This window comes from Pseudomonas sp. NPDC096925 (genome assembly GCF_044762545.1).
GTDB lineage: Bacteria > Pseudomonadota > Gammaproteobacteria > Pseudomonadales > Pseudomonadaceae > Aquipseudomonas.
This window is the reverse complement of the sequence record NZ_JBIWEM010000009.1, coordinates 192,476-211,415: the sequence shown is the minus strand read 5'-3', so window position 1 is coordinate 211,415 and position 18,940 is coordinate 192,476. Positions and strand designations below refer to the sequence as shown.

Annotated in this window: 17 protein-coding genes and 1 pseudogene; 5 read left to right on the top strand and 13 right to left on the bottom strand. The window is 63.0% G+C overall.

Annotated features, from left to right (window positions below):
* Window positions 1-3 precede the first annotated feature (3 nt).
* Window positions 4-942, top strand: coding sequence for an MlaD family protein (locus tag ACIQYU_RS23030; RefSeq protein ID WP_207831533.1), 939 nt, complete (start codon window positions 4-6; stop codon window positions 940-942).
* Window positions 939-1,556, top strand: coding sequence for an ABC-type transport auxiliary lipoprotein family protein (locus ACIQYU_RS23025; protein ID WP_207831531.1), 618 nt, complete (start codon window positions 939-941; stop codon window positions 1,554-1,556). Before ACIQYU_RS23030 ends, ACIQYU_RS23025 begins: the two co-directional genes overlap by 4 nt.
* A 25-nt stretch (window positions 1,557-1,581) precedes the next feature.
* Here the strand turns inward: ACIQYU_RS23025 and ACIQYU_RS23020 are convergent, their stop codons facing one another.
* From ACIQYU_RS23020 to ACIQYU_RS22995, 6 genes are all read right to left on the bottom strand, one after another.
* Window positions 1,582-2,811: a nucleoside recognition domain-containing protein gene (locus tag ACIQYU_RS23020; RefSeq protein ID WP_063912382.1), complete on the bottom strand. Its 1,230-nt coding sequence runs from the start codon at window positions 2,809-2,811 to the stop codon at window positions 1,582-1,584.
* A 238-nt stretch (window positions 2,812-3,049) separates the two neighbouring features.
* On the bottom strand, window positions 3,050-4,378 hold the full coding sequence (gene gltP / locus ACIQYU_RS23015) for a glutamate/aspartate:proton symporter GltP (RefSeq protein ID WP_207831529.1): 1,329 nt from the start codon (window positions 4,376-4,378) through the stop codon (window positions 3,050-3,052).
* A gap of 746 nt (window positions 4,379-5,124) precedes the next feature.
* Entirely contained in the window at window positions 5,125-5,595 is a 471-nt protein-coding gene (locus ACIQYU_RS23010; RefSeq protein ID WP_233688234.1) for an inhibitor of vertebrate lysozyme family protein, read from the bottom strand.
* A 2-nt stretch (window positions 5,596-5,597) separates the two neighbouring features.
* A complete protein-coding gene (locus ACIQYU_RS23005) occupies window positions 5,598-5,759 on the bottom strand; it encodes a DUF1328 domain-containing protein (protein ID WP_003252966.1) in 162 nt (53 codons plus the stop codon).
* A gap of 38 nt (window positions 5,760-5,797) precedes the next feature.
* Window positions 5,798-6,088 (bottom strand): hypothetical protein, encoded by a 291-nt coding sequence (locus ACIQYU_RS23000; RefSeq protein ID WP_233688233.1) that lies wholly within the window; start codon window positions 6,086-6,088, stop codon window positions 5,798-5,800.
* A gap of 174 nt (window positions 6,089-6,262) precedes the next feature.
* Window positions 6,263-7,084, bottom strand: coding sequence for a BON domain-containing protein (locus ACIQYU_RS22995; RefSeq protein ID WP_207831523.1), 822 nt, complete (start codon window positions 7,082-7,084; stop codon window positions 6,263-6,265).
* A gap of 212 nt (window positions 7,085-7,296) precedes the next feature.
* Here ACIQYU_RS22995 and algB point away from each other — a divergent pair, with 212 nt between their 5' ends.
* A complete protein-coding gene (gene algB / locus ACIQYU_RS22990) occupies window positions 7,297-8,643 on the top strand; it encodes a sigma-54-dependent response regulator transcription factor AlgB (RefSeq protein ID WP_207831521.1) in 1,347 nt (448 codons plus the stop codon).
* Window positions 8,644-8,654: 11 nt separating this feature from the next.
* A complete protein-coding gene (locus ACIQYU_RS22985; RefSeq protein WP_207831519.1) occupies window positions 8,655-10,421 on the top strand; it encodes a KinB sensor domain-containing domain in 1,767 nt (588 codons plus the stop codon).
* 21 nt (window positions 10,422-10,442) lie between these two features.
* On the opposite strand, the gene ACIQYU_RS22980 is transcribed toward ACIQYU_RS22985, so the two are convergent.
* From ACIQYU_RS22980 to ACIQYU_RS22950, 7 genes and pseudogenes are all read right to left on the bottom strand, one after another.
* Complete coding sequence (locus tag ACIQYU_RS22980) at window positions 10,443-12,047, bottom strand: EAL domain-containing protein (protein ID WP_207831517.1); 1,605 nt, start codon at window positions 12,045-12,047, stop codon at window positions 10,443-10,445.
* Between the two features lie 200 nt (window positions 12,048-12,247).
* On the bottom strand, window positions 12,248-13,036 hold the full coding sequence (locus ACIQYU_RS22975; protein WP_207831515.1) for an N-acetylmuramoyl-L-alanine amidase: 789 nt from the start codon (window positions 13,034-13,036) through the stop codon (window positions 12,248-12,250).
* 80 nt (window positions 13,037-13,116) lie between these two features.
* Window positions 13,117-15,051: a diguanylate cyclase gene (locus ACIQYU_RS22970; protein WP_207831513.1), complete on the bottom strand. Its 1,935-nt coding sequence runs from the start codon at window positions 15,049-15,051 to the stop codon at window positions 13,117-13,119.
* Window positions 15,052-15,078: 27 nt separating this feature from the next.
* A pseudogene (locus tag ACIQYU_RS22965) lies at window positions 15,079-15,911 on the bottom strand (endonuclease/exonuclease/phosphatase family protein).
* A gap of 34 nt (window positions 15,912-15,945) precedes the next feature.
* On the bottom strand, window positions 15,946-16,578 hold the full coding sequence (dsbA, locus tag ACIQYU_RS22960) for a thiol:disulfide interchange protein DsbA (protein WP_063912372.1): 633 nt from the start codon (window positions 16,576-16,578) through the stop codon (window positions 15,946-15,948).
* 173 nt (window positions 16,579-16,751) lie between these two features.
* Complete coding sequence (locus ACIQYU_RS22955) at window positions 16,752-17,369, bottom strand: cytochrome c (RefSeq protein WP_003256951.1); 618 nt, start codon at window positions 17,367-17,369, stop codon at window positions 16,752-16,754.
* Window positions 17,370-17,400: 31 nt separating this feature from the next.
* Entirely contained in the window at window positions 17,401-17,703 is a 303-nt protein-coding gene (locus ACIQYU_RS22950; protein ID WP_016484276.1) for a cytochrome c5 family protein, read from the bottom strand.
* A 201-nt stretch (window positions 17,704-17,904) separates the two neighbouring features.
* Here ACIQYU_RS22950 and yihA point away from each other — a divergent pair, with 201 nt between their 5' ends.
* Complete coding sequence (gene yihA, locus ACIQYU_RS22945; protein ID WP_085665602.1) at window positions 17,905-18,537, top strand: ribosome biogenesis GTP-binding protein YihA/YsxC; 633 nt, start codon at window positions 17,905-17,907, stop codon at window positions 18,535-18,537.
* Window positions 18,538-18,940: the final 403 nt, after the last annotated feature.

The window sequence follows — 18,940 nt, the reverse complement described above, 5'->3', positions numbered from 1 at the left end:
GCAATGGAAACCCGAGCCCATCACGTTCTTATCGGCCTGGTCACCGTCCTGGTGGTGGCCGGTGCCATGCTGTTCGGCCTGTGGCTGGCCAAGTCCAGTGTCGACGATGCCTTCAAGGACTACGAAGTGGTGTTCAACGAAGCGGTCTCCGGCCTGTCCCGCGGCAGCCCGGTGCAGTACAACGGCATCAAGGTGGGCGACGTGTCTACCCTGCGCCTGGACCCGAAGGACCCGCGCCGGGTACTGGCACGGGTGCGCCTGAGTGCCGACACTCCGGTAAAGGAAGACACCCAGGCCAAGCTGACCCTGGCCGGCGTGACCGGCAACTCGTTCATCCAGCTCAGCGGCGGTACCCCGCAAAGCCCAGAGCTGAAAGGCAAGGACGGCAAACTGCCGGTGATCATCGCCTCGCCCTCGCCGATTTCGCGCCTGCTCAATGACAGCAGCGACCTGGTGACCAACATCAACCTGCTGCTGCACAACGCCAACCAGATGTTCTCCGAAGACAACATTGGTCACCTCAGCAACACCTTGGCCAACCTCGACAAGACCACCGGTGCCTTCGCCGGCCAGCACGGCAGCATCGCCCAGGCCATCGAACAACTGGTGCAAGTGGGCAAGCAGGCCAGCGCCACCCTGGCCGAAACCCAGGCACTGATGCGCAACGCCAACGGCCTGCTGGGCAGCGAAGGCAAGCAGGCGATCGGCAGCGCCGAGCAGGCCATGCAGTCGCTGGCCGAGAGCACCGCCACCATCAACCGCCTGCTCCAGGAAAACCACGAAGCCATCGGCGACGGTGCCCAGGGTCTGAACCAGCTGACCCCGGCGATTCGCGAATTGCGCGAAACCCTCAACGCACTCAAAGGCATTTCCCGGCAACTGGAGGCCGACCCTGGCGGTTACCTGCTCGGCCGCGACAACAACAAGGAGTTCCAGCCATGAAACCGTCGCTGCACCTGCTGGCCCTGGCGGCCGCGCTGAGCCTGGCCAGTGCCTGCTCGATCCTGCCGCAGAGCGAACCCGTCGACCTGTACCGCCTGCCGGTGAGCCAGCCCAGCCGCGCGGTGCCGGCGCTGGACTGGTCATTGCGCCTGAACAAGCCGCTGGCCAGCGACGTGCTGGCCGGGCCACGAATTGCCGTGATTCCCCAGGGCGATGTGGTCAGCAGCTACAAGGGCGCGCGCTGGAGCGATGCAGTGCCGGTGCTGCTGCGCAACCGCCTGCTCGACGGCTTCCAGCGTGACGGCCAGGTACAACGCCTGAGCGCCGACGACAGCAACCTGCAAGCCGACTACGAGCTGGCTGGCGAGCTGCAGGCGTTCCAGACCGAATACCACGCGGGCGGGGCAGTGGAGGTGGTGATCCGCTATGACGCACGCCTGGTCCAGGGCCGCAACCAGCGTATTCTGGCCAGCAAACGCTTCGAAATCCGCCAGCCGCTGGCCGACAAGCAGGTGTCAGCGGTGGTTGCCGGCTTCGGCAAGGCCTGCGACCAGCTGACCGGGCAGGTGGTGAGTTGGACCATTGCGCAAGCAGCCAGCGTTCCGGCTCACTGACCCCTGCCTGCTTTTTGTGGGAGCGTCAGGCGAAGAACCAGTAGCAGACGAAGATCGCCGCGATCACCCCGGACAATTCCGCCAGCAATGCGCACCCGACCGCGTGACGCACCCGCTGGATACCCACGGCACCAAAGTACACCGCCAGCACGTAGAAGGTGGTTTCGGTACTGCCCTGAATCGTCGCTGCCACCAGCGCCGGGAAGCTGTCCACGCCATGGGTCTGCATGGTCTCGATCAGCATCGCCCGCGCCGCGCTGCCGGAGAACGGCTTGACCAGCGCCGTGGGCAGGCCCTCGACGAAGCGGGTGTCCAGGCCGAGCCAGGTCACCGCATGGCGGATACCGTCCAGGGCCAGTTCCAGGGCGCCTGAAGCCCGCAGCACACCCACCGCCACCAGCATCGCCACCAGGTAAGGCAACAGGCCCTTGGCCACGTCGAAGCCTTCCTTGGCGCCTTCGACAAAGGCTTCATACACCTTCACCCGCTTCAAGGCACCGACCACCAGGAACAGGATGATCACGCCAAACAACGTGAGGTTGCCCAGGATCGACGACAGGCTGGCCAGCGCGGCCGCCGACAGGGTGCCGAGGAAGGCCATGAACCCACCTAGCAACAGGGCCCCCGGGATCAGGTAGGCGAGCACTACCGGGTCCCATAGGCGCAGGCGCTGCATCACCGCCACCGACAGCAGGCCGACCAGGGTCGAGACGCTGGTGGCCAGCAGGATCGGCAGGAACACCATGGTCGGGTCCGCCGCACCTTGCTGGGCCCGGTACATGAAGATGGTCACCGGCAGCAAGGTCAGCGACGAGGCGTTGAGCACCAGGAACAGGATCTGCGCATTGCTCGCCGTGGTGCTGCTGGGGTTCAGCTCCTGCAGCGCGCGCATGGCCTTCAGGCCGATCGGCGTGGCGGCGTTATCCAGGCCCAGGCCGTTGGCGGCGAAGTTCATGGTGATCAGGCCCAGGGCCGGGTGGCCGGGTGGCACTTCCGGCATCAGCCGGGCGAACAGCGGGCCCAGCACCTTGGCCAGCCACTCGACGATGCCCGCTTTCTCGGCGATCTTGAGAAAGCCCAGCCATAGGGTCAGCGTGCCGAACAGCAGCACCATCACCTCGACCGACAGCTTGGCCATGGCGAATATGCTCTCGACCATCGCCGCGAAGATGCCGGCGTTGCCGCCTACCAGCCATTGGGCCAGGGCGGACACTGCCGCCACCAGGAAAAAGCCAAGCCAAAGGCCGTTGAGCATCCGTGTGTTCCCCCTGAAAAATGCCCGAATGATAGCGTATCGGGGCGCATGGCTGGAGACCGCAGGCGAGGGCTGCGCCCTCGTATCGCGACACAAGGCCGCTCCCACAGAGCTCGCTATACGCCGGCCATTGTGGGAGCGGCCTTGCGTCGCGAAAGGGCCGCAAAGCGGCCCCAGGATCTCGCAGGCAACAAAAAGCCCCGACAAGTCGGGGCTCTTGGTCATGCAGCAGTCAGGCTCAGCGCTTGGCGGTTTCGCCAACCATGGAGGCTTCCTGCTTGCCGGCCATCAGCGAGGCGTAGTACTTCTCGCCCTTGGCGGCGTCGTACATGCCCTCCCAGCGAGCGATGACCAGGGCTGCCAGGGCATTGCCCACAACGTTCAGGGCGGTACGGGCCATGTCCATGATGCGGTCGACACCGGCGATAAAGGCCAGGCCTTCCAGCGGGATGCCCACGCTGCCCAGGGTGGCCAGCAGGACCACGAAGGAAACACCCGGTACGCCAGCGATACCTTTGGAAGTGACCATCAGGGTCAGCACCAGCAGCAACTGCTGGCTCCACGACAGGTCGATACCGTACAGCTGGGCAATGAAGATGGCCGCAATGCTCTGGTACAGGGTCGAGCCGTCGAGGTTGAACGAGTAGCCGGTCGGTACCACGAACGAGCAGATCGACTTCGGTGCACCGTATTTCTCCATCTTCTCGATCACGCGCGGCAGCACGGTCTCCGAGCTGGAGGTGGAGTAGGCAAGGATCAGCTCATCTTTCATGATGCGCATGATCTTGATCACCGAGAAGCCGAACAGGCGGGCAACCAGGCCCAGCACCATGAAGGCGAAGAAGGCGATGGCGAAGTACACCAGCAGCACCAGCTTGGCCAGCGGCAGCAGCGAGCTGAAACCGAAGTTGGCGACGGTCACGGCGATCAGGGCGAACACGCCGATCGGAGCGTAGTTCATGATCATGTGGGTGACCTTGAACATGGTCTCGGAAACCGCCTGGAAGGTACGCACCAGAGGGTCGCGCAGCTCTGCCTGCAGGCTCGACAGGCCCAGGCCGAACATCACCGAGAAGAAGATGATCGGCAGCATTTCGCCACGCATCAGCGCTGCGAAGATGTTCGACGGGATCAGGTTCAGCAGGGTTTCGATGAACGCGTGCTCATGCTGCACTTCGGCCGCGGTGGCCTGGTACTTGGAGATGTCCACGGTACCCAGGGTGCTCATGTCGATGCCGGCGCCCGGGTGGAACAGGTTGGCCAACACCAGGCCGACGACGATGGCGATGGTGGTAACCACTTCGAAGTAGATGATGGTCTTCAGGCCGATGCTGCCAAGTTTCTTCGCGTCGCCAACCCCGGCGATACCCACGATCAGCGACGAAATCACGATCGGGACGACGATCATCTTGATCAGGCGAATGAAGATGTCACCAGCGGGCTGGAGGACGTTGCTGATCCACCATGCCTTTTCTGCACTGAAATGATTCAGTAGAGCGCCGATTGCAACACCCAGGACCAGACCGATGACGATCTGCCAGGCGAGGCTCAGTTTTGCCTTCTTCATGTCTTTACCCTTTGTTCTAGTGGTCATGGGCACCCGACGGAAACGCGCGTTACAGAGCCTTTGGCTAGGTCACGAGCAGCAGATGCTTCCGTCCGGCGACTTCATGTAAGGACACCGCAGGCGAGCGACAGGGCGCTCGGGCCAGCGAAAAAGGCGGCAACTATTGCGATGGCAAAGGGGGAAATCTAATGCCGGAAGCGCATAGCCCATGCCGTTTATGCATAACATTTCTGACCAAACCAGAAGGTTCGCAAGTGCTTGATTTACAACGTTCGGAATCCCGAACAAGACCAACCCGCCATATTTAGGCAGATTTGGCAGAGTGGAAAGGGCAAGGAAGATGGCCTGTTCGACAATCCGAATGGCTGAAATGCCACTTGTACAAGCACCGGGTTGGTCGAAAAAAAATGGATGTACGGTCGAGACAAAATGTGTCTCGAAGAGGAAATCGCGCAGGGGAAGAGACGTTTCCTACATGGCTCCTCGGAAGTCAGGTCTGGTCAGGTGCCCCTATGACACCGCCGACCTGAAACTTCCGATTCCGCCTTTCCTGACCCGGCCCATTGCTGGAGGCACTCCCTGTACCCCTAGGCCACTCCGATCCTGCAACAATCAGAACAGCCCGGCCCCTTGGTCATGCGCTGCCCCTCCTCGGGGCGGCGCATCATAGAAGCCTGAAATATAGAAAGGTTCAGCTTCTATTACGTGACAGTGCATGACTTTTCATCCGTACCGGGTGCAAACCCTCAGTACCAGTTCGGGTCACGCTTTAGCTGCTCCTTCAACATCGCCTTCATGCCGTCGTCCGGCTCACCCAGCCAGCGGTACTGCGCATGGCGGGTGGGCGACTTGTCGTTCGGCAAACCTTCGGGTACCTCCACGAGCATCCCATAGGCATCGTCCTTGTCCCAGCTGAACGCCACGATCAGGCGCTTGTAGGTGCAGTTGTCCTGGCCTTCGCACAACGGGCCGACGAGGTACTTGTCGCCGTCTTCGGTAACGGCGGACATCTGCTGCTGGGCACTGCCGGTCAGATTGACCACCCAATCGGGCAGGCGTTCCTCGCCTTTGATCGTGTCCTGCCAGGTTTCCCGGTACTCCGGGTCCGAACCGAGCAGCTGGTCGACCCGGACCTGGCCGTCATTGGCCGCCATCGCCACCGCGCTGCCACCCAGTAACAGGGCGGCAGCCAGGGCTGTCCAACGCTTACTGCCCATCTTCAACCTCGTCCACGTCCAAAGAAGAAAGAGGCCACGAACAGCACCAGGAAGACAATGAACAGAATCTTCGCGATACCCGTGGCAGCGCCCGCGATACCACCGAAGCCCAGTACGGCAGCGACAATGGCGATGATGAGGAAAGTGATAGCCCAGCTCAGCATGGTGGTTCTCCTTTCTTTATCGAAATCGGTCCGGCGAGTCAGAACACCCAGCGGTCCTGGGGTACGACATTTTCCAGGGTGCCCGGGGAGGCAGTGGCCTGGCCGGAAGGCAGCGGGTCGGCGGCCCTGACCAGATTGTTGGCACGGGTTGCCTGAATCTGCGTCAACAGGGCGGTCTGCGCCGCCACTTGCTCGGCCAGGCGCGCGGTCTGCCAGCTGTAATAGAAGAGGCCAGCGGCCAAGGTCAGCAACAGCGCCAGGCCGAGTGACAGCATCTGACGCAGGGGCAGTGCGGCGTTCTGCAAGCGGTTGACGGATTGGCGGTTCATGCCTGCTCCTCCTGCTGTAGTTCTTGTTCAAACCTGAACAGGTAACTGCAGCCTGCATGCCAGCCTTTTTCTTCCAATAAAATTCTTTTAAATCAGATAGTTATGGAAATACGGCAAACCCGGCAAGGACGTATCCTGCACGATGCCGCCCGGGTCGTCGTGCGAATTGCACGATCAGCCCTCGACCTTGGTCGCCACCTTGAGCAGGTCGGCATCCACCCCGCGCACGCCGATGATCTGCCGAGCGATCTCCACGGCTATGGTTTTCTGCTCGCTGCTGACCACCTCGCCCGAAAGCCGCACCAAACCCTCTTCGCTGGCCACTTTCAGGTTAGGGCCATCGAGGTTGCGGCTGAAGCGGTAGCTGTTCTGGATCTTGTCGATAATCCAGCTGTCACTCGGTTGCGGCCCGGTCGGCGCGCCCACCGGGACTTCCCGGGCCTTGGCCATGGCGGCGGTATCGAGGCTCACCAGGTTGTTGACCAGGTGCACACCCTCGGTAGTACGCGCCACCACCCCGGCCAGCTCCTTGGCCTCGGCGCTGTCGACCTTGCCGCGCAGGGTCACCACACCTTCGCTGCTCTGTACATCTATAGGCGCCTTCTCGGTGGCGCGGCTCCATAGCAGCCGCGCACGGATCACCGCGGCCAGGGTGGCATCCTCCAGGCGCTGGGCGTAGGCACGCAGCGCCAGCGGGCGTTCCACCAGCTGGGCATCGACCCGCAGCTGGTTGTCCACCTGCTCGATGCCACGGGTTGCCAAGGCCACATGCTCGGCCAACTGGCGTTCGACTTCGTTCTCCACCTCACCGGAAAGCCGCGCCTGCTTGCCGTTCACCTCGACCTCGATACGAAATGGGTCAAGCATGCGGTTCAGCGACAGGGCCGTTTGCAGTGCCCCCTCCAGGCGGGCGTCCTGCACCGGGCCGGCGAATGCCGGGGTGAAAACCGGCAGCAAGGTGGCGGCCAACACGGCGGCGCGAATGGAAAAAGACATGGCAGTGCCTCCTTTTGTAGAGCAAAAGCTAAAATTCCTCGCAACCAATGTGCCACCGTAGACCTCTAAGGAAATCATCGGGATATCGCAGCCTCCAGGCGTTGATTGGCCATTGGCTAGCATGCAAAGCACGGGCTCCTTCACAATTGACCATGCAACTTGCCCGATTTTTCCCACACTAAATGAAGATCTATCCTTAAGGAGCGCAGCACATGGAGTCAGCCCCGGATAACCAAGGCCGCATTCTGCTGGTGGATGACGAGTCCGCGATCCTGCGCACCTTCCGCTACTGCCTGGAAGACGAAGGCTATAGCGTGTCCACGGCCAACAGCGCCGCCCAGGCCGAAACCCTGCTGCAGCGCCAGGTATTCGACCTGTGCTTCCTTGATCTGCGCCTGGGCGAAGACAACGGCCTCGATGTGCTGGCGCAGATGCGTATCCAGGCGCCCTGGATGCGAGTAGTGATTGTCACCGCGCACTCGGCGATCGACACGGCGGTGGACGCGATCCAGGCCGGTGCCGCCGATTACCTGGTCAAGCCGTGCAGCCCCGACCAGCTGCGCCTGGCTACGGCCAAGCAGCTGGAAGTGCGTCAGCTTTCCGCTCGCCTGGAGGCCCTGGAAGGTGAGGTTCGCAAACCCAAAGACGGCCTCGACTCGCACAGCCCGGCCATGATGGCGGTGCTGGAAACCGCCCGCCAGGTCGCCACCACCGACGCCAACATCCTCATCCTGGGCGAGTCGGGCACAGGTAAAGGTGAGCTGGCCCGAGCCATCCATGGCTGGAGCAAGCGCGCGCGCAAAGCCTGCGTGACCATCAACTGCCCGTCGCTGAACGCCGAGCTGATGGAAAGCGAGTTGTTCGGCCACACCCGCGGCGCCTTCACCGGTGCCAGCGAAAGCACCCTGGGGCGAGTCAGCCAGGCTGATGGGGGCACGCTGTTCCTCGACGAAATCGGCGATTTCCCACTGACCTTGCAGCCCAAACTGTTGCGCTTCATCCAGGACAAGGAATACGAGCGCGTCGGCGACCCGGTCACCCGCCGCGCCGATGTGCGTATCCTCGCCGCCACCAACCTCAACCTCGAAGAGATGGTGCGCGAAAGCCGCTTCCGCGAAGACCTGCTGTATCGCCTGAACGTCATCACCTTGCACCTGCCGCCCCTGCGCGAGCGCAGTGAGGACATCCTGACGCTGGCAGATCGCTTTCTCGCCCGCTTCGTCAAGGAATACGCCCGGCCTGCCCGTGGCTTCAGTGACGAAGCCCGCACGGCCCTGCTCAACTACCGCTGGCCCGGCAACATTCGAGAATTGCGCAACGTGGTGGAGCGGGCCAGCATCATCTGCCCGCAGGAACGTGTGGAAATCAGCCACCTGGGCATGGGCGAACAGCCTGCAAGCAACGCCCCGCGCGTCGGCGCCGCGCTGAGCCTGGATGAGCTGGAACGCGCCCACATCGGCGCGGTGCTGGCCGCCAGCGACACCCTGGACCAGGCCGCCAAGACCCTGGGGATCGATGCCTCCACCCTGTACCGCAAACGTAAGCAGTACAACCTGTGAGGTGGCCGCCCATGAAGCTGCGCACGCGGCTTTTCCTCAGCATTTCGGCGCTGATCACCGTGGCTTTGCTCGGGCTGCTGCTGGGCCTGGTCAGTGTGCTGCAGATGGCCACAGTGCAACAGCGACTGGTGCGCGATACCACCCACGCCCTGGAAGTGGGGCTGAAGTTGCGCCAGAACCTAGGCGAACAGATGACCCTGATCCTCGATGACCAGACCTCCCCGGAGAGCCTGCGGTTGCTGCAGGACAACTTCCAGGTCCTGCTCAACCAAGGGCTGGAACAAGGCGGCGAACGCACCGGCTTCAGCAAGGCCAGCAGCAATTACCAGGCCTTCCTCCAGGCCTACCGCGACAGCCCGGCGCCGGCCCGTAGCATGGGCGTGGAGCAGCCACTGGGCGCCGCGTTCAACCAGGTGCGCACCGACCTGATCGATTCCCACAAGCAGGCCCTGGAACACATCACCCGCAGCGAGGAGCACACCCGCGACCACGCCCTGCTGGTCAGTGGCGTACTTGGCCTGATGGGCCTGGTGGTGCTGGTATTGGGCTTCATTACCGCGCACAACATCGCCCGGCGCTTCGGCCAGCCGATCGAAGCCTTGGCCAAGGCGGCCGATCAACTGGGCAAGGGCAATTTCGATGTCACCCTGCCGGTCACCCAGGCCACCGAACTGAATCAGCTGACCCGCCGCTTCGGCTTGATGGCAGAAGCCTTGCGCAAGCACCAGGCCACCAACGTTGACGAGCTGCTGGCCGGCCAGCAACGCTTGCAGGCCGTACTGGACAGCATTGACGATGGCCTGCTGATCATAAACCGCCAGGGCCGCCTGGAGCACCTCAACCCGGTTGCCCAGCGCCAGCTGGGCTGGACCGACAGCCGTGTGGGCAGCAGCCTGGCCGAAGCCCTGCAGCGCCCGGAGCTGGAACAGCAGCTACGCCAGGTACTGCGCGGCGGCAATCTCGACCGCCAGCCGGACGACCTGAGCATGGAGGTCGATGACGAAACGCGCCTGCTCGCCTACAGCCTGACCCCGGTCAGCCACCCGCAAGGGCCGATCCTTGGCGCGGTGATGGTGCTGCACGATGTCACCGAGCAGCGAGCCTTCGAACGCGTGCGCAGCGAGTTCGTGTTGCGCGCGTCCCACGAGCTGCGCACCCCGGTGACCGGCATGCACATGGCCTTCGGCCTGTTGCGCGAGCGGCTCAAGTTCCCGCCCGAGGCGCGCGAGCATGACCTGCTGGAAACCATCGGCGAGGAAATGCAGCGCCTGACCCAGTTGATCAACGACCTGCTCAACTTCAGCCGCTACCAGAGCGGGATGCAGAAGCTCGACCTGACCCCCTGCGCCATCGACGAGCTGCTGGAGCGTGTAGAACGGCGCTTTGCCGAACCGGCGGCGCACAAGCAGATCGAGTTGATCACGGAACTGGAGCCGCCGCTACCGCGTATCCAGGCCGACATCGCCCAGCTCGACCGGGTGCTGGACAACCTGTTGAATAACGCCATCCGCCATACCGCCAACGGCGGGCGTATCCGCCTGCACGCACGACGGCATGCGGAGCGAGTGATCATCAGTGTCGAGGACAACGGCGAAGGCATTGCCTATGGGCAGCAGGGGCGCATCTTCGAGCCCTTCGTACAGGTAGGGCGCAAGAAAGGCGGCGCCGGGCTGGGCCTGGCGTTGTGCAAAGAGATCGTGCAGCTGCACGGCGGGCGCATGGGCGTATTTTCCCGGCCGGGGCAGGGGACCCAGTTCTACATGGCGCTGCCGGTCTGAATGAGGCCGACGCAGGATCGCTCAATGCTCAACCCGCCGCGGCAGCCGTCCGCGGGTCACCAGTTCGGCAAACTGCCGGGCATTCAATGGCCGGGCAAACAGCCAGCCCTGGCCATAATTGACCCCTTCGCTGTTCAGCAGCACCGCCTGGTCTTCACACTCGATGCCTTCGGCAATCACCCGCAGGTGCAGGTCATGAGCCATGCGGATGATATGCGGGGCCACTCCGCTGCTGGCGGCGTCATGCCCCAAGGCATCAATAAAGGCCTTGTCGATCTTCAGGCAGTCCACCGGCAGGGTCTGCAAGTAGGCCAGGCTGCAATAACCCGTACCAAAATCGTCGATCAGCACCTGATGCCCCACCGCGCGCAGCGCCTGCAGGTTGTCGCGGGCCACCACCACGTCGATCAGGCCGCGTTCGGTCACTTCGAAGGCAATCTGGCTGGCCGCCACCCGGTGCAAAGCCAGCAAGCGCGCCGCCACCCGGCCAATGCGCGGCACCATCACATCGCAGGCCGCCAGGTTCACCGAAATGTACAGGTTGGGGTGCGAGCGCAGCAGTTGCCCTAGCTGTTCCAGCACACGCTGCAGGACAAAGTCAGTGATCTGGCGAATCTGCCCGGTGTTTTCCGCCAACGGGATGAACAGGTCCGGGCTGGTCAGGGTGCCATCCGGGCGGCGCCAGCGCACCAGGGCCTCGGCACCCACACAGCGCCGGCTGTCGAGTTCGAATATCGGCTGGTAGAGCACCTGCAGCTCGCCACGGCGCAAGGCATTCTGCAATTCGGAGCTCATCGACCGCCGCTGCAGGATCAGTTGCAGCACCAGCCAGCCGATGCAGCAGGCCGCCAGTACACTGCCGGGGAACAGAAGCCAGAGCATGCCGTTCATCCTCAACGGCAGGCTCGCCCGGGGGGCAATCAGCACCAGCTGGTAGTCCGGTGACTTGGTCGGCATACGGTAGATCAGGCGGTCGCTGAGTTCGAGCAGTGACTTGTGGCTGGTCGACCAGGCCGAGGGCGGCGGCCATACCTGCGGCGGGCCCAGTACGGGGATAGCCCTGGTGCCGTTGTCCAGCACCACCACCAGGCTGCCGCCCGGGGGCAGGTCGACCACATCGGTCAGGTGCCCACGGGAGGTGGAGACCACGAACTTGCCCCGCCCCAGCATCAGCGCGGCCAGGTTCTCGTTCGGTTCGGTCGTGGTGTTCAGCCAGTAGCTGTAGGTCGGCCCCTGGATGTCGGGGGCCCGCAGGGGTTCGAACGCGCGCTCATCACCGCGGTTGGAGCAGACGACATCACCATCCACGTAAGCGGCTTCATAAATGAAGCGTGAACTCAGGCCTACCTGCTGCAATGCCGTCAGCATCGCCGGGCTGCAGCCGCGCAAGGGCTGCGCCTGCAGCAGGTCGACGCCTTCGCGCAACTGGCCGAACACCTGCTCGAGGCGCTCAAGAAAGCGCTCGCCCTGGGCGTTCATCTGTGCACTCTCGCTTTGCTTCATCTGTTGCAGGGCAATGCCGATGCTGGCGGAGAGCAACAGTGCCGCGCTGGCCAGTGCTGCCAATGTGGCCAGCATCCAGGGACGGTAAAAAATTTGGCGCAGCAAGGCGATGAAGGCTGACATCGAAGGCATCCAGTTGATAACTAAGGTATAGCAACTGAATCGGGAATCACCTTCGCCGTTTGGCGCTTCGTTTGCTTGTTGGGAGATGGCCACCGGCCAAGACTGCGCTGTCGCAGAGAACTCGATTTGCAAGCGCTACGCGGCCCCTGTGGGAGCGGGCGTGCCCGCTCCCACAGGGGCCGCGCAGCCTCGCTGACGGCTCAACGCATCCGGTTGAGCACCTGCAGCATCGCCGCCGTCTGCGCATCCGGCATGCCATCGAAGCGCTGTGGGCGGAAACGCATCTGGAACGCGGCGATCACATGGCGGGTGGCAACATCCAGTACCCCGGTCTGCTCGATCGCATAGCCAAACCGCGCCAGTTCCTGCTGATACCAGCCAACGCTTGGCGGGTTGACGCTGAAATAGGCCTGCTGCCGTGCCACGGCATTGGCATCCGGCCAGACACCCAGCCCGGCGTCGGCCAGGCGCTTCCACGGGAACAGCGGCCCCGGGTCCAGCTTGCGCAGCGGCGCGATATCGCTATGGCCAATGATGTGCCGTGGCTCGATGTTGTTACGTTTGACGATGTCCTTCAGCAGCGCGATCAGCGACTGGACCTGCGCTTCGCTGTAAGGGTGCCAGACCCGGCCATTCGGCGTGTCGGTGAAGCCTGGGTTGACGATTTCTATACCGATGGACGAGGAGTTCAGCCAGGTTCGCCCCTGCCACTGGCTATCACCGGCATGCCAGGCACGGCGGCTTTCATCCACCAGCTGGTACACCGTCGCCGGGCCATCACCAATCAGGTAATGGCTGCTGACTTCGCCATGGGTCAGCAACGCCAGGGAACGCTCCAGTGAAGCATTGGTGTAGTGCAGGACAACGAACTGGATGCGGTTGTCCTGGTTGACCGAGGGATGGCTACGGTCGATGCGCAGGCCCGTCGAGCAACCAGCGACAGACAACAACAGGAAGGAGACCAGGGTTTTTTTAAGCGTGGAAAGCACGTCAATAGCCTCAGCGAATGAGCGCTACAGTATAACGTGCTCCCCGATAACCGTGCTTGCCGCGAGTCAGCGGCTGCCGGCTATGCCTGCTCGACGCGATTGCGCCCCAACTCCTTGGCCCGGTACAGCGCCGCATCGGCGCGCTTGAGCACCTGGTCACCGCGCTCACCGGAACGGAATGCACCCAGGCCGATGGACGTGGTGATCACTACCCGTTCGCCCTTGAAGTGGAACGGGCATGCCTCGACCGTGGCCCGCAGCACCTCGGCTATCTGGGCGGCGTCGGCCGGCGAGGTTTGCGGTAGCAGCAGGACAAACTCCTCGCCGCCAAAGCGGGCGATGAAATCACGGCCGCGCAGGCGCTTGCGCAACTGGTCGGCGACGATCTTCAAAACCTTGTCCCCGGCCAGGTGCCCATAGCTGTCGTTGATACGCTTGAAATGGTCCAGGTCGAGGATCGCCATCGCCAGATGACCGCCGTGCGCCTGCCATTCGAGTATTTCGCGCTCGACCCGCTCGCTCCAGGCCGCACGGTTGGGCAGGCCGGTAAGGGGGTCGAGCAGGGCTTTCTGGCGCTGCTCTTCCAGGTGCTCGCGGTAGCCGAGCGCCTCCTGCTCCATGCTCGCCACCCGCTCCGACAGCCCTTGCAGCCGTCCGGCCAGCTCCTGCTCGCGGCGATCGCGCTCGTGCTTGTGCTCGTCCATGGTCACCAGCAGGCCTTCCAGACGGTTTTCCAGAATGTGCTTGAGGCTGTCCACATCGGCGGCACCTTGCACACTGCTCTGCAGCCCATCGACGTGCTCACGCAGCTGGGTATCCAGCTCGCGGGCGGCCGAGCTGTTATCGGCATGACCGGCGCTGGCCTCGTGCAGGTGGCTCTGAAAACCTTCCAGGCGTTCGTTGAGCTGCTGCAGGTAGGTTTCAAATTCGTGCTGGCCGCTGTCGGTGATCGCCAGCATGAGCACAGCCAGGTCATCCAGCACCGGGATCAGCTCATACCAGTTCAGGCCGCGGGCGACCCGCTCGCGCATGTTCAGTGCCTGGGCCTTGTGCCGCTCCGGCAGGCTGAGGTCATCGAGCAGGCCGATCAGGGTTTGCTCGATGTGCGCAGCAACCTGGCTGTAGGGCGGCTCTACCGCGTAAGGCAGGGCATAAGGGCCGTCTTCACCGAAGGTTTCTTCCAGTGTTTGTACCGGTTGTGCTTTAGCCGGTGCCTCACTGGCGGCAACTTCCGGGGCTGGCACGTCGTCCGGTAGCGGCTGCGGCAGCGGGGCTGGCGACAGTTCGGCCGTTTCGATCAACGCGGGGCCAGCAACCTCCAGCTCGGGCTTGGGCGTTACCGGGGCCTCGACAACAGAGGCTGGAAAGGCTGGTAGCCGCTGTAGCGCATCCACATCGTCGGCATCGACACTGCCCGGTGCTGCCAAGGGCTGCGCCTCGGCAACAGGCGACGCCAGCGGCGCAAGCGCTGGCTCGCCTTGCACGTCATTCTCGCGGCTGCCGAACAAACGCTGCAAGAACCCCGGCCGGGCATCTTCCCCCGATTTGCCCAAGGCTGACAGCGCGCGGCCCTGCAAGCCGCTCAATTCACCCAGCAACGGTGGCAGGTCGCGTGACTGGGCCACGCCGCCGTCGAGCTTCTTCGCCAGTTTTTTCAACGGCCGCGAGACATCGTTTGGCAGCGGCAGGCCTTGCAGTTGACCGACCAGCGCGATCAGCGCATCGCTGACCTGGTTCATGCGGGTTTCCCGGCGCTGTTCGGAGTCCAGCACCGCCTTCTCAAGACGCGGAATCAGCCCGGCAAGGCCGGCGTCCATGTTGTCGCTGCGGATGACCTCGCGCATTTCCTTCATGCACTGGTCCACCACCTTGTCACTGCCTTCGGCAGCCAAGGTGCTGCGTACCAGGCCGCGGCGCAGCAGGTCGAGACGGGCGTCCCAACGGCGCTCGAGCTTTTCCTGCTGCTCGATGCTTTTAAGGTATTTCTCTTTCCAGCGCTCAGCGTCTTCAGTCATGCCCGGGTCCGCAAACGGTGATGGCAATTAGCTCAGGACCGGCAGCGTATCCACAGTCAATGCATCAGGCAATCGAATCTCGACAGCAACGGGAAGGTGGTCGGAAATTGGCTGCGCCAGCACCTCGACACGCTCCAGCGTGAGGCTTGGGCTGAGCAGGATGTGGTCCAGGCAACGCTGTGGGCGCCAGCTGGGGAAGGTGGCTTCGACTTGCGGGGCAATCAGGCCCAGGTCGCGCAGCGGCGAGTGCTCCAGCAGGTCGGTGGCATGGGTATTCATGTCGCCCATCAGCACCTGGTGGCGGTAGCCACCAATCAGCTCGCGGATGTAGCCCAGCTGCAGGGCGCGGGTCTTGGCGCCGAGGGCCAGGTGCATCATCACCACGATCAGCGCATCTTCACCCTCGCCAAAACGCACCAGGATCGCACCACGCCCAGCTGGGCCGGGCAGCGGGTGGTCTTCGAGCAGCTGCGGCTTCAGGCGGCTGAGCACGCCATTGCTGTGCTGGGCAAAACGCCCAAGGTTGCGGTTGAGTTGCTGGTACCAGTAGGGGAAGGCGCCCAGGTGGGCCAGGTGCTCGACCTGGTTGACGTAGCCCGAGCGCAGGCTGCCGCCATCGGCCTCCTGCAAGGCCACCAGGTCGAAGTCGCCCAGCAGTTGGCCAATCTTCTGCAGGTTGCCGGCACGACCGTTGTGCGGCAGCAGGTGCTGCCAGCTACGGGTCAGGTAATGCCGGTAGCGCTCGGTGCTGATGCCCACCTGGATGTTGAAACTGAGCAGCCGCAGGCGACCATCCTCCGGCAGGCCCGGGGCCTGCAGGTGATGTTCGTTGACCTGCGGCTGGTGCAGGCCAATGCCACGCGCGGTTCTGAAGCGGCGCATGGGTTACGCCGCTTACTTAGCGGCGCGCTCCTTGGCGATCAGCTGGTCGGCAACGTTCAGTACGCCTTCCGGCCCGCCGGCGGTACCCAGATCGAAGCGGTATTTGCCGTTGACCACCATGCTCGGTACGCCGGTGATCTCGTACTTCTTCGCCAGCTCCTTGGCCTGGTTGACCTGGCCTTTGATGGCGAACGAGTTGAAAGTGGCGAGGAACTTGTCCTTGTCCACGCCCTGGGTGGCGAGGAAGTCGGCCATGTCCTGCGGGTCGGTCAGGCGCTTGCGCTGGTTCTGGATGGCATCGAACACCGCGGCGTGCACCTTGTGCTCGACGCCCATGGCTTCCAGGGTCAGGAACATCTGGCCGTGGGCGTCCCACGCGCCACCGAACATGGCCGGTACGCGCTTGAAGTTGACGTCCTTGGGCAGCTTTTCAACCCATGGGTTGATGGTTGGCTCGAAGTGGTAGCAGTGTGGGCAGCCGTACCAGAACAGCTCGACCACTTCGATCTTGCCAGGCACGGAAACTTGAACAGGGTTGCTCAGCTCGAGGTATTCCTTGCCGGCAACAGGCTCGGCGGCCTGGACGGCAGTCATACCGAATACGCTGGCAGCGACCAGCGCGGCGCTGAGAATCAGTTTACGCATGCTTTACTCCTGGGCAGTCATTGTCGCCACGACGCGACCTGTACTGAGACAGGCCGGGAAGGGGCCGAGTTCTGTAGTGTAACGGCTGCGGACGGAAAAAAGGGCGGTCCGGCCGCCCTTTCATCATTGGCCTACAACATTAACTGAAAGTTAATGCGCCGCCTGTAATGGCCTCAGTGCAGGCCCTGGATGTAACTGGCCAACGCCTCGATGTCGTGGTTGCTCAGCTTGCCGGCGATGGTGCGCATGGTCATGGCATCGCCATCGTTGGTGCGGTTGCCTTCGCGGAAGTCGGTGAGCTGCTTGGTCACGTACTGCGCGTGCTGCCCGCCCAGGTGCGGGAAGCCGGCCAGGGCGATGCCGGCGCCGTTCGGCGAGTGGCAGCCGGTGCAGGCGGGCATGCCTTTTTCCAGGTCGCCGCCGTTGAACAGCGCCCGGCCACGTTCGACCAGCTTGGGATCGGCCGCGCCCACGCTGCCTTTCTGGCTGGAGAAGTAGGCGGCGATATCGGCCAGGTCCTGGTCGCTGAATGCGGCCAGCATGCCGGTCATCTCCAGCACGGTACGCTTGCCCGACTTGATATCGTGCAATTGTTTTTCGAGGTAGCGCTGGCCTTGGCCGGCCAGTTTCGGGAAGTTCGGTGCCAGGCTGTTGCCGTCGGGGTTGTGGCAGGCGCCACAGACGGCCGTCTTGGCCTGGCCGGCGGCGGCATCGCCTTTGACGGGTTGCGCAGCAGTGGCCGCACCTGCGACACCCAGGGTCAACAGCAGACTCACGACTAGTTTGTTCATCAGCTAATCCAACACGGCTAAGGGTGAAATGTTATGTATCGGGACTGCCACTCATCCAAAGGATGACCAAACGGTAGTCCTCGGCACTGCAGTCCATGCACAATCCACGCGGCGGCATAGCCTTGAAACCCTGGGTCACGTGCTTCACCAGTACATCCATGCCTTGCGCCAGCCGTGGCTCCCATGCTGCCCGGTCACCCTGCCTGGGTGCCTGTGGCAACTGCCCGGTGTGACAGGCCGCACACGTGCGGTTGTACAACACCTCGGGATCCTGTGTAGCCTGTGCGCTGAAAACCGGCAGGAACATACCGACAGCAAGCAGCCATTTCGCCATGCGGAACGACCTTCAGGGTTGGGGGCCGCGCTGCGTTCTGTTGCGCGAGCTATTGTTCGACACCCCATGCCCGTTCTCCTTCGCCGGGAGAATGAGCACACAAAAACTGGGGCATTATATACTTCCGCCATCCAAACGGAAACGACACCGCTTGCCAGGCTCGGGCCCAAAGAGTCAGGCAACACCCACATCGGATATCCCATGCAAGTCAAGAACCCCATCCTCGGCCTCTGCCAGAAAGCCAAATTCGCCCTCAGCGCTGCCAAGGTCGAACAATGCCCGGACGACCAGGGTTACGAGGTGGCTTTCGCCGGCCGCTCCAACGCCGGCAAATCCAGCGCCCTCAATACCCTGACTCATGCCAGCCTGGCGCGCACCTCGAAAACCCCCGGGCGCACCCAGCTGTTGAATTTCTTCAGTCTGGACGATGAACGGCGTTTGGTCGACCTGCCTGGCTACGGTTATGCAAAAGTCCCGATTCCGCTCAAGCAGCACTGGCAGAAACACCTGGAAGCCTACCTGGGTAGCCGGGAGTGCCTGCGTGGCGTGATCCTGATGATGGATGTGCGCCACCCGATGACCGACTTCGACAAGATGATGCTCGATTGGGCCAAGGCCAGCAGCATGCCGATGCACATCCTGCTGACCAAGGCCGACAAGCTGACCCACGGCGCAGGCAAGAACACCCTGCTCAAGGTGCAATCGGAAATCCGCAAGGGCTGGGGCGATGGCGTGACCATCCAGCTGTTCTCGGCGCCCAAGCGCCTGGGCGTGGAAGAGGCCTACCGGGTGCTGGCGGACTGGATGGAGCTGGAAGACAAGCCAGTCATTTGAAGGTCTGCTCAACCTGTGGGAGCGGGCATGCCCGCGAAGAATCCAGCGCGGAGCATGGCCTGGGCTTCGCCCAGGTTCGCGGGCGCGCCCGCTCCCACAGTGTTCCTTCACCAGACTCAAGGCAAATTCCGGGCAAAAAAAACCCCGGACTTCGTATGGGGAGGGAGAAGTTCGGGGTCCAAGTCCGGACCGCTAGGGCGGGGTCCAGATATCTGCCAACACTTAACACAACATAGGAGCATCGAAAGGCTTCACCAGCCATTCAGTTACTCTGAGTTCCGCTTCACCGGTTAAGTTCCAAAGCCCTGAAAACTATTTGCGATAGTTTCATGAAACCTCAGCACCACTGGCACTGAGCGGAGCCAGGACCCGCGTCCCCATGTCACGGATCCTGCCCAGCTTT

Excerpts from the sequence above, each read along its gene's own strand:
- ACIQYU_RS23030 (WP_207831533.1), top strand. The coding sequence starts at position 4 with ATGGAAACCCGAGCCCATCACGTTCTTATCGGCCTGGTCACCGTCCTG.
- ACIQYU_RS23025 (WP_207831531.1), top strand. The coding sequence starts at position 939 with ATGAAACCGTCGCTGCACCTGCTGGCCCTGGCGGCCGCGCTGAGCCTG.
- ACIQYU_RS23020 (WP_063912382.1), bottom strand. The coding sequence starts at position 2,811 with ATGCTCAACGGCCTTTGGCTTGGCTTTTTCCTGGTGGCGGCAGTGTCC.
- gltP (WP_207831529.1), bottom strand. The coding sequence starts at position 4,378 with ATGAAGAAGGCAAAACTGAGCCTCGCCTGGCAGATCGTCATCGGTCTG.
- ACIQYU_RS23010 (WP_233688234.1), bottom strand. The coding sequence starts at position 5,595 with ATGGGCAGTAAGCGTTGGACAGCCCTGGCTGCCGCCCTGTTACTGGGT.
- ACIQYU_RS23005 (WP_003252966.1), bottom strand. The coding sequence starts at position 5,759 with ATGCTGAGCTGGGCTATCACTTTCCTCATCATCGCCATTGTCGCTGCC.
- ACIQYU_RS23000 (WP_233688233.1), bottom strand. The coding sequence starts at position 6,088 with ATGAACCGCCAATCCGTCAACCGCTTGCAGAACGCCGCACTGCCCCTG.
- ACIQYU_RS22995 (WP_207831523.1), bottom strand. The coding sequence starts at position 7,084 with ATGTCTTTTTCCATTCGCGCCGCCGTGTTGGCCGCCACCTTGCTGCCG.
- algB (WP_207831521.1), top strand. The coding sequence starts at position 7,297 with ATGGAGTCAGCCCCGGATAACCAAGGCCGCATTCTGCTGGTGGATGAC.
- ACIQYU_RS22985 (WP_207831519.1), top strand. The coding sequence starts at position 8,655 with ATGAAGCTGCGCACGCGGCTTTTCCTCAGCATTTCGGCGCTGATCACC.
- ACIQYU_RS22980 (WP_207831517.1), bottom strand. The coding sequence starts at position 12,047 with ATGTCAGCCTTCATCGCCTTGCTGCGCCAAATTTTTTACCGTCCCTGG.
- ACIQYU_RS22970 (WP_207831513.1), bottom strand. The coding sequence starts at position 15,051 with ATGACTGAAGACGCTGAGCGCTGGAAAGAGAAATACCTTAAAAGCATC.
- dsbA (WP_063912372.1), bottom strand. The coding sequence starts at position 16,578 with ATGCGTAAACTGATTCTCAGCGCCGCGCTGGTCGCTGCCAGCGTATTC.
- ACIQYU_RS22955 (WP_003256951.1), bottom strand. The coding sequence starts at position 17,369 with ATGAACAAACTAGTCGTGAGTCTGCTGTTGACCCTGGGTGTCGCAGGT.
- ACIQYU_RS22950 (WP_016484276.1), bottom strand. The coding sequence starts at position 17,703 with ATGGCGAAATGGCTGCTTGCTGTCGGTATGTTCCTGCCGGTTTTCAGC.
- yihA (WP_085665602.1), top strand. The coding sequence starts at position 17,905 with ATGCAAGTCAAGAACCCCATCCTCGGCCTCTGCCAGAAAGCCAAATTC.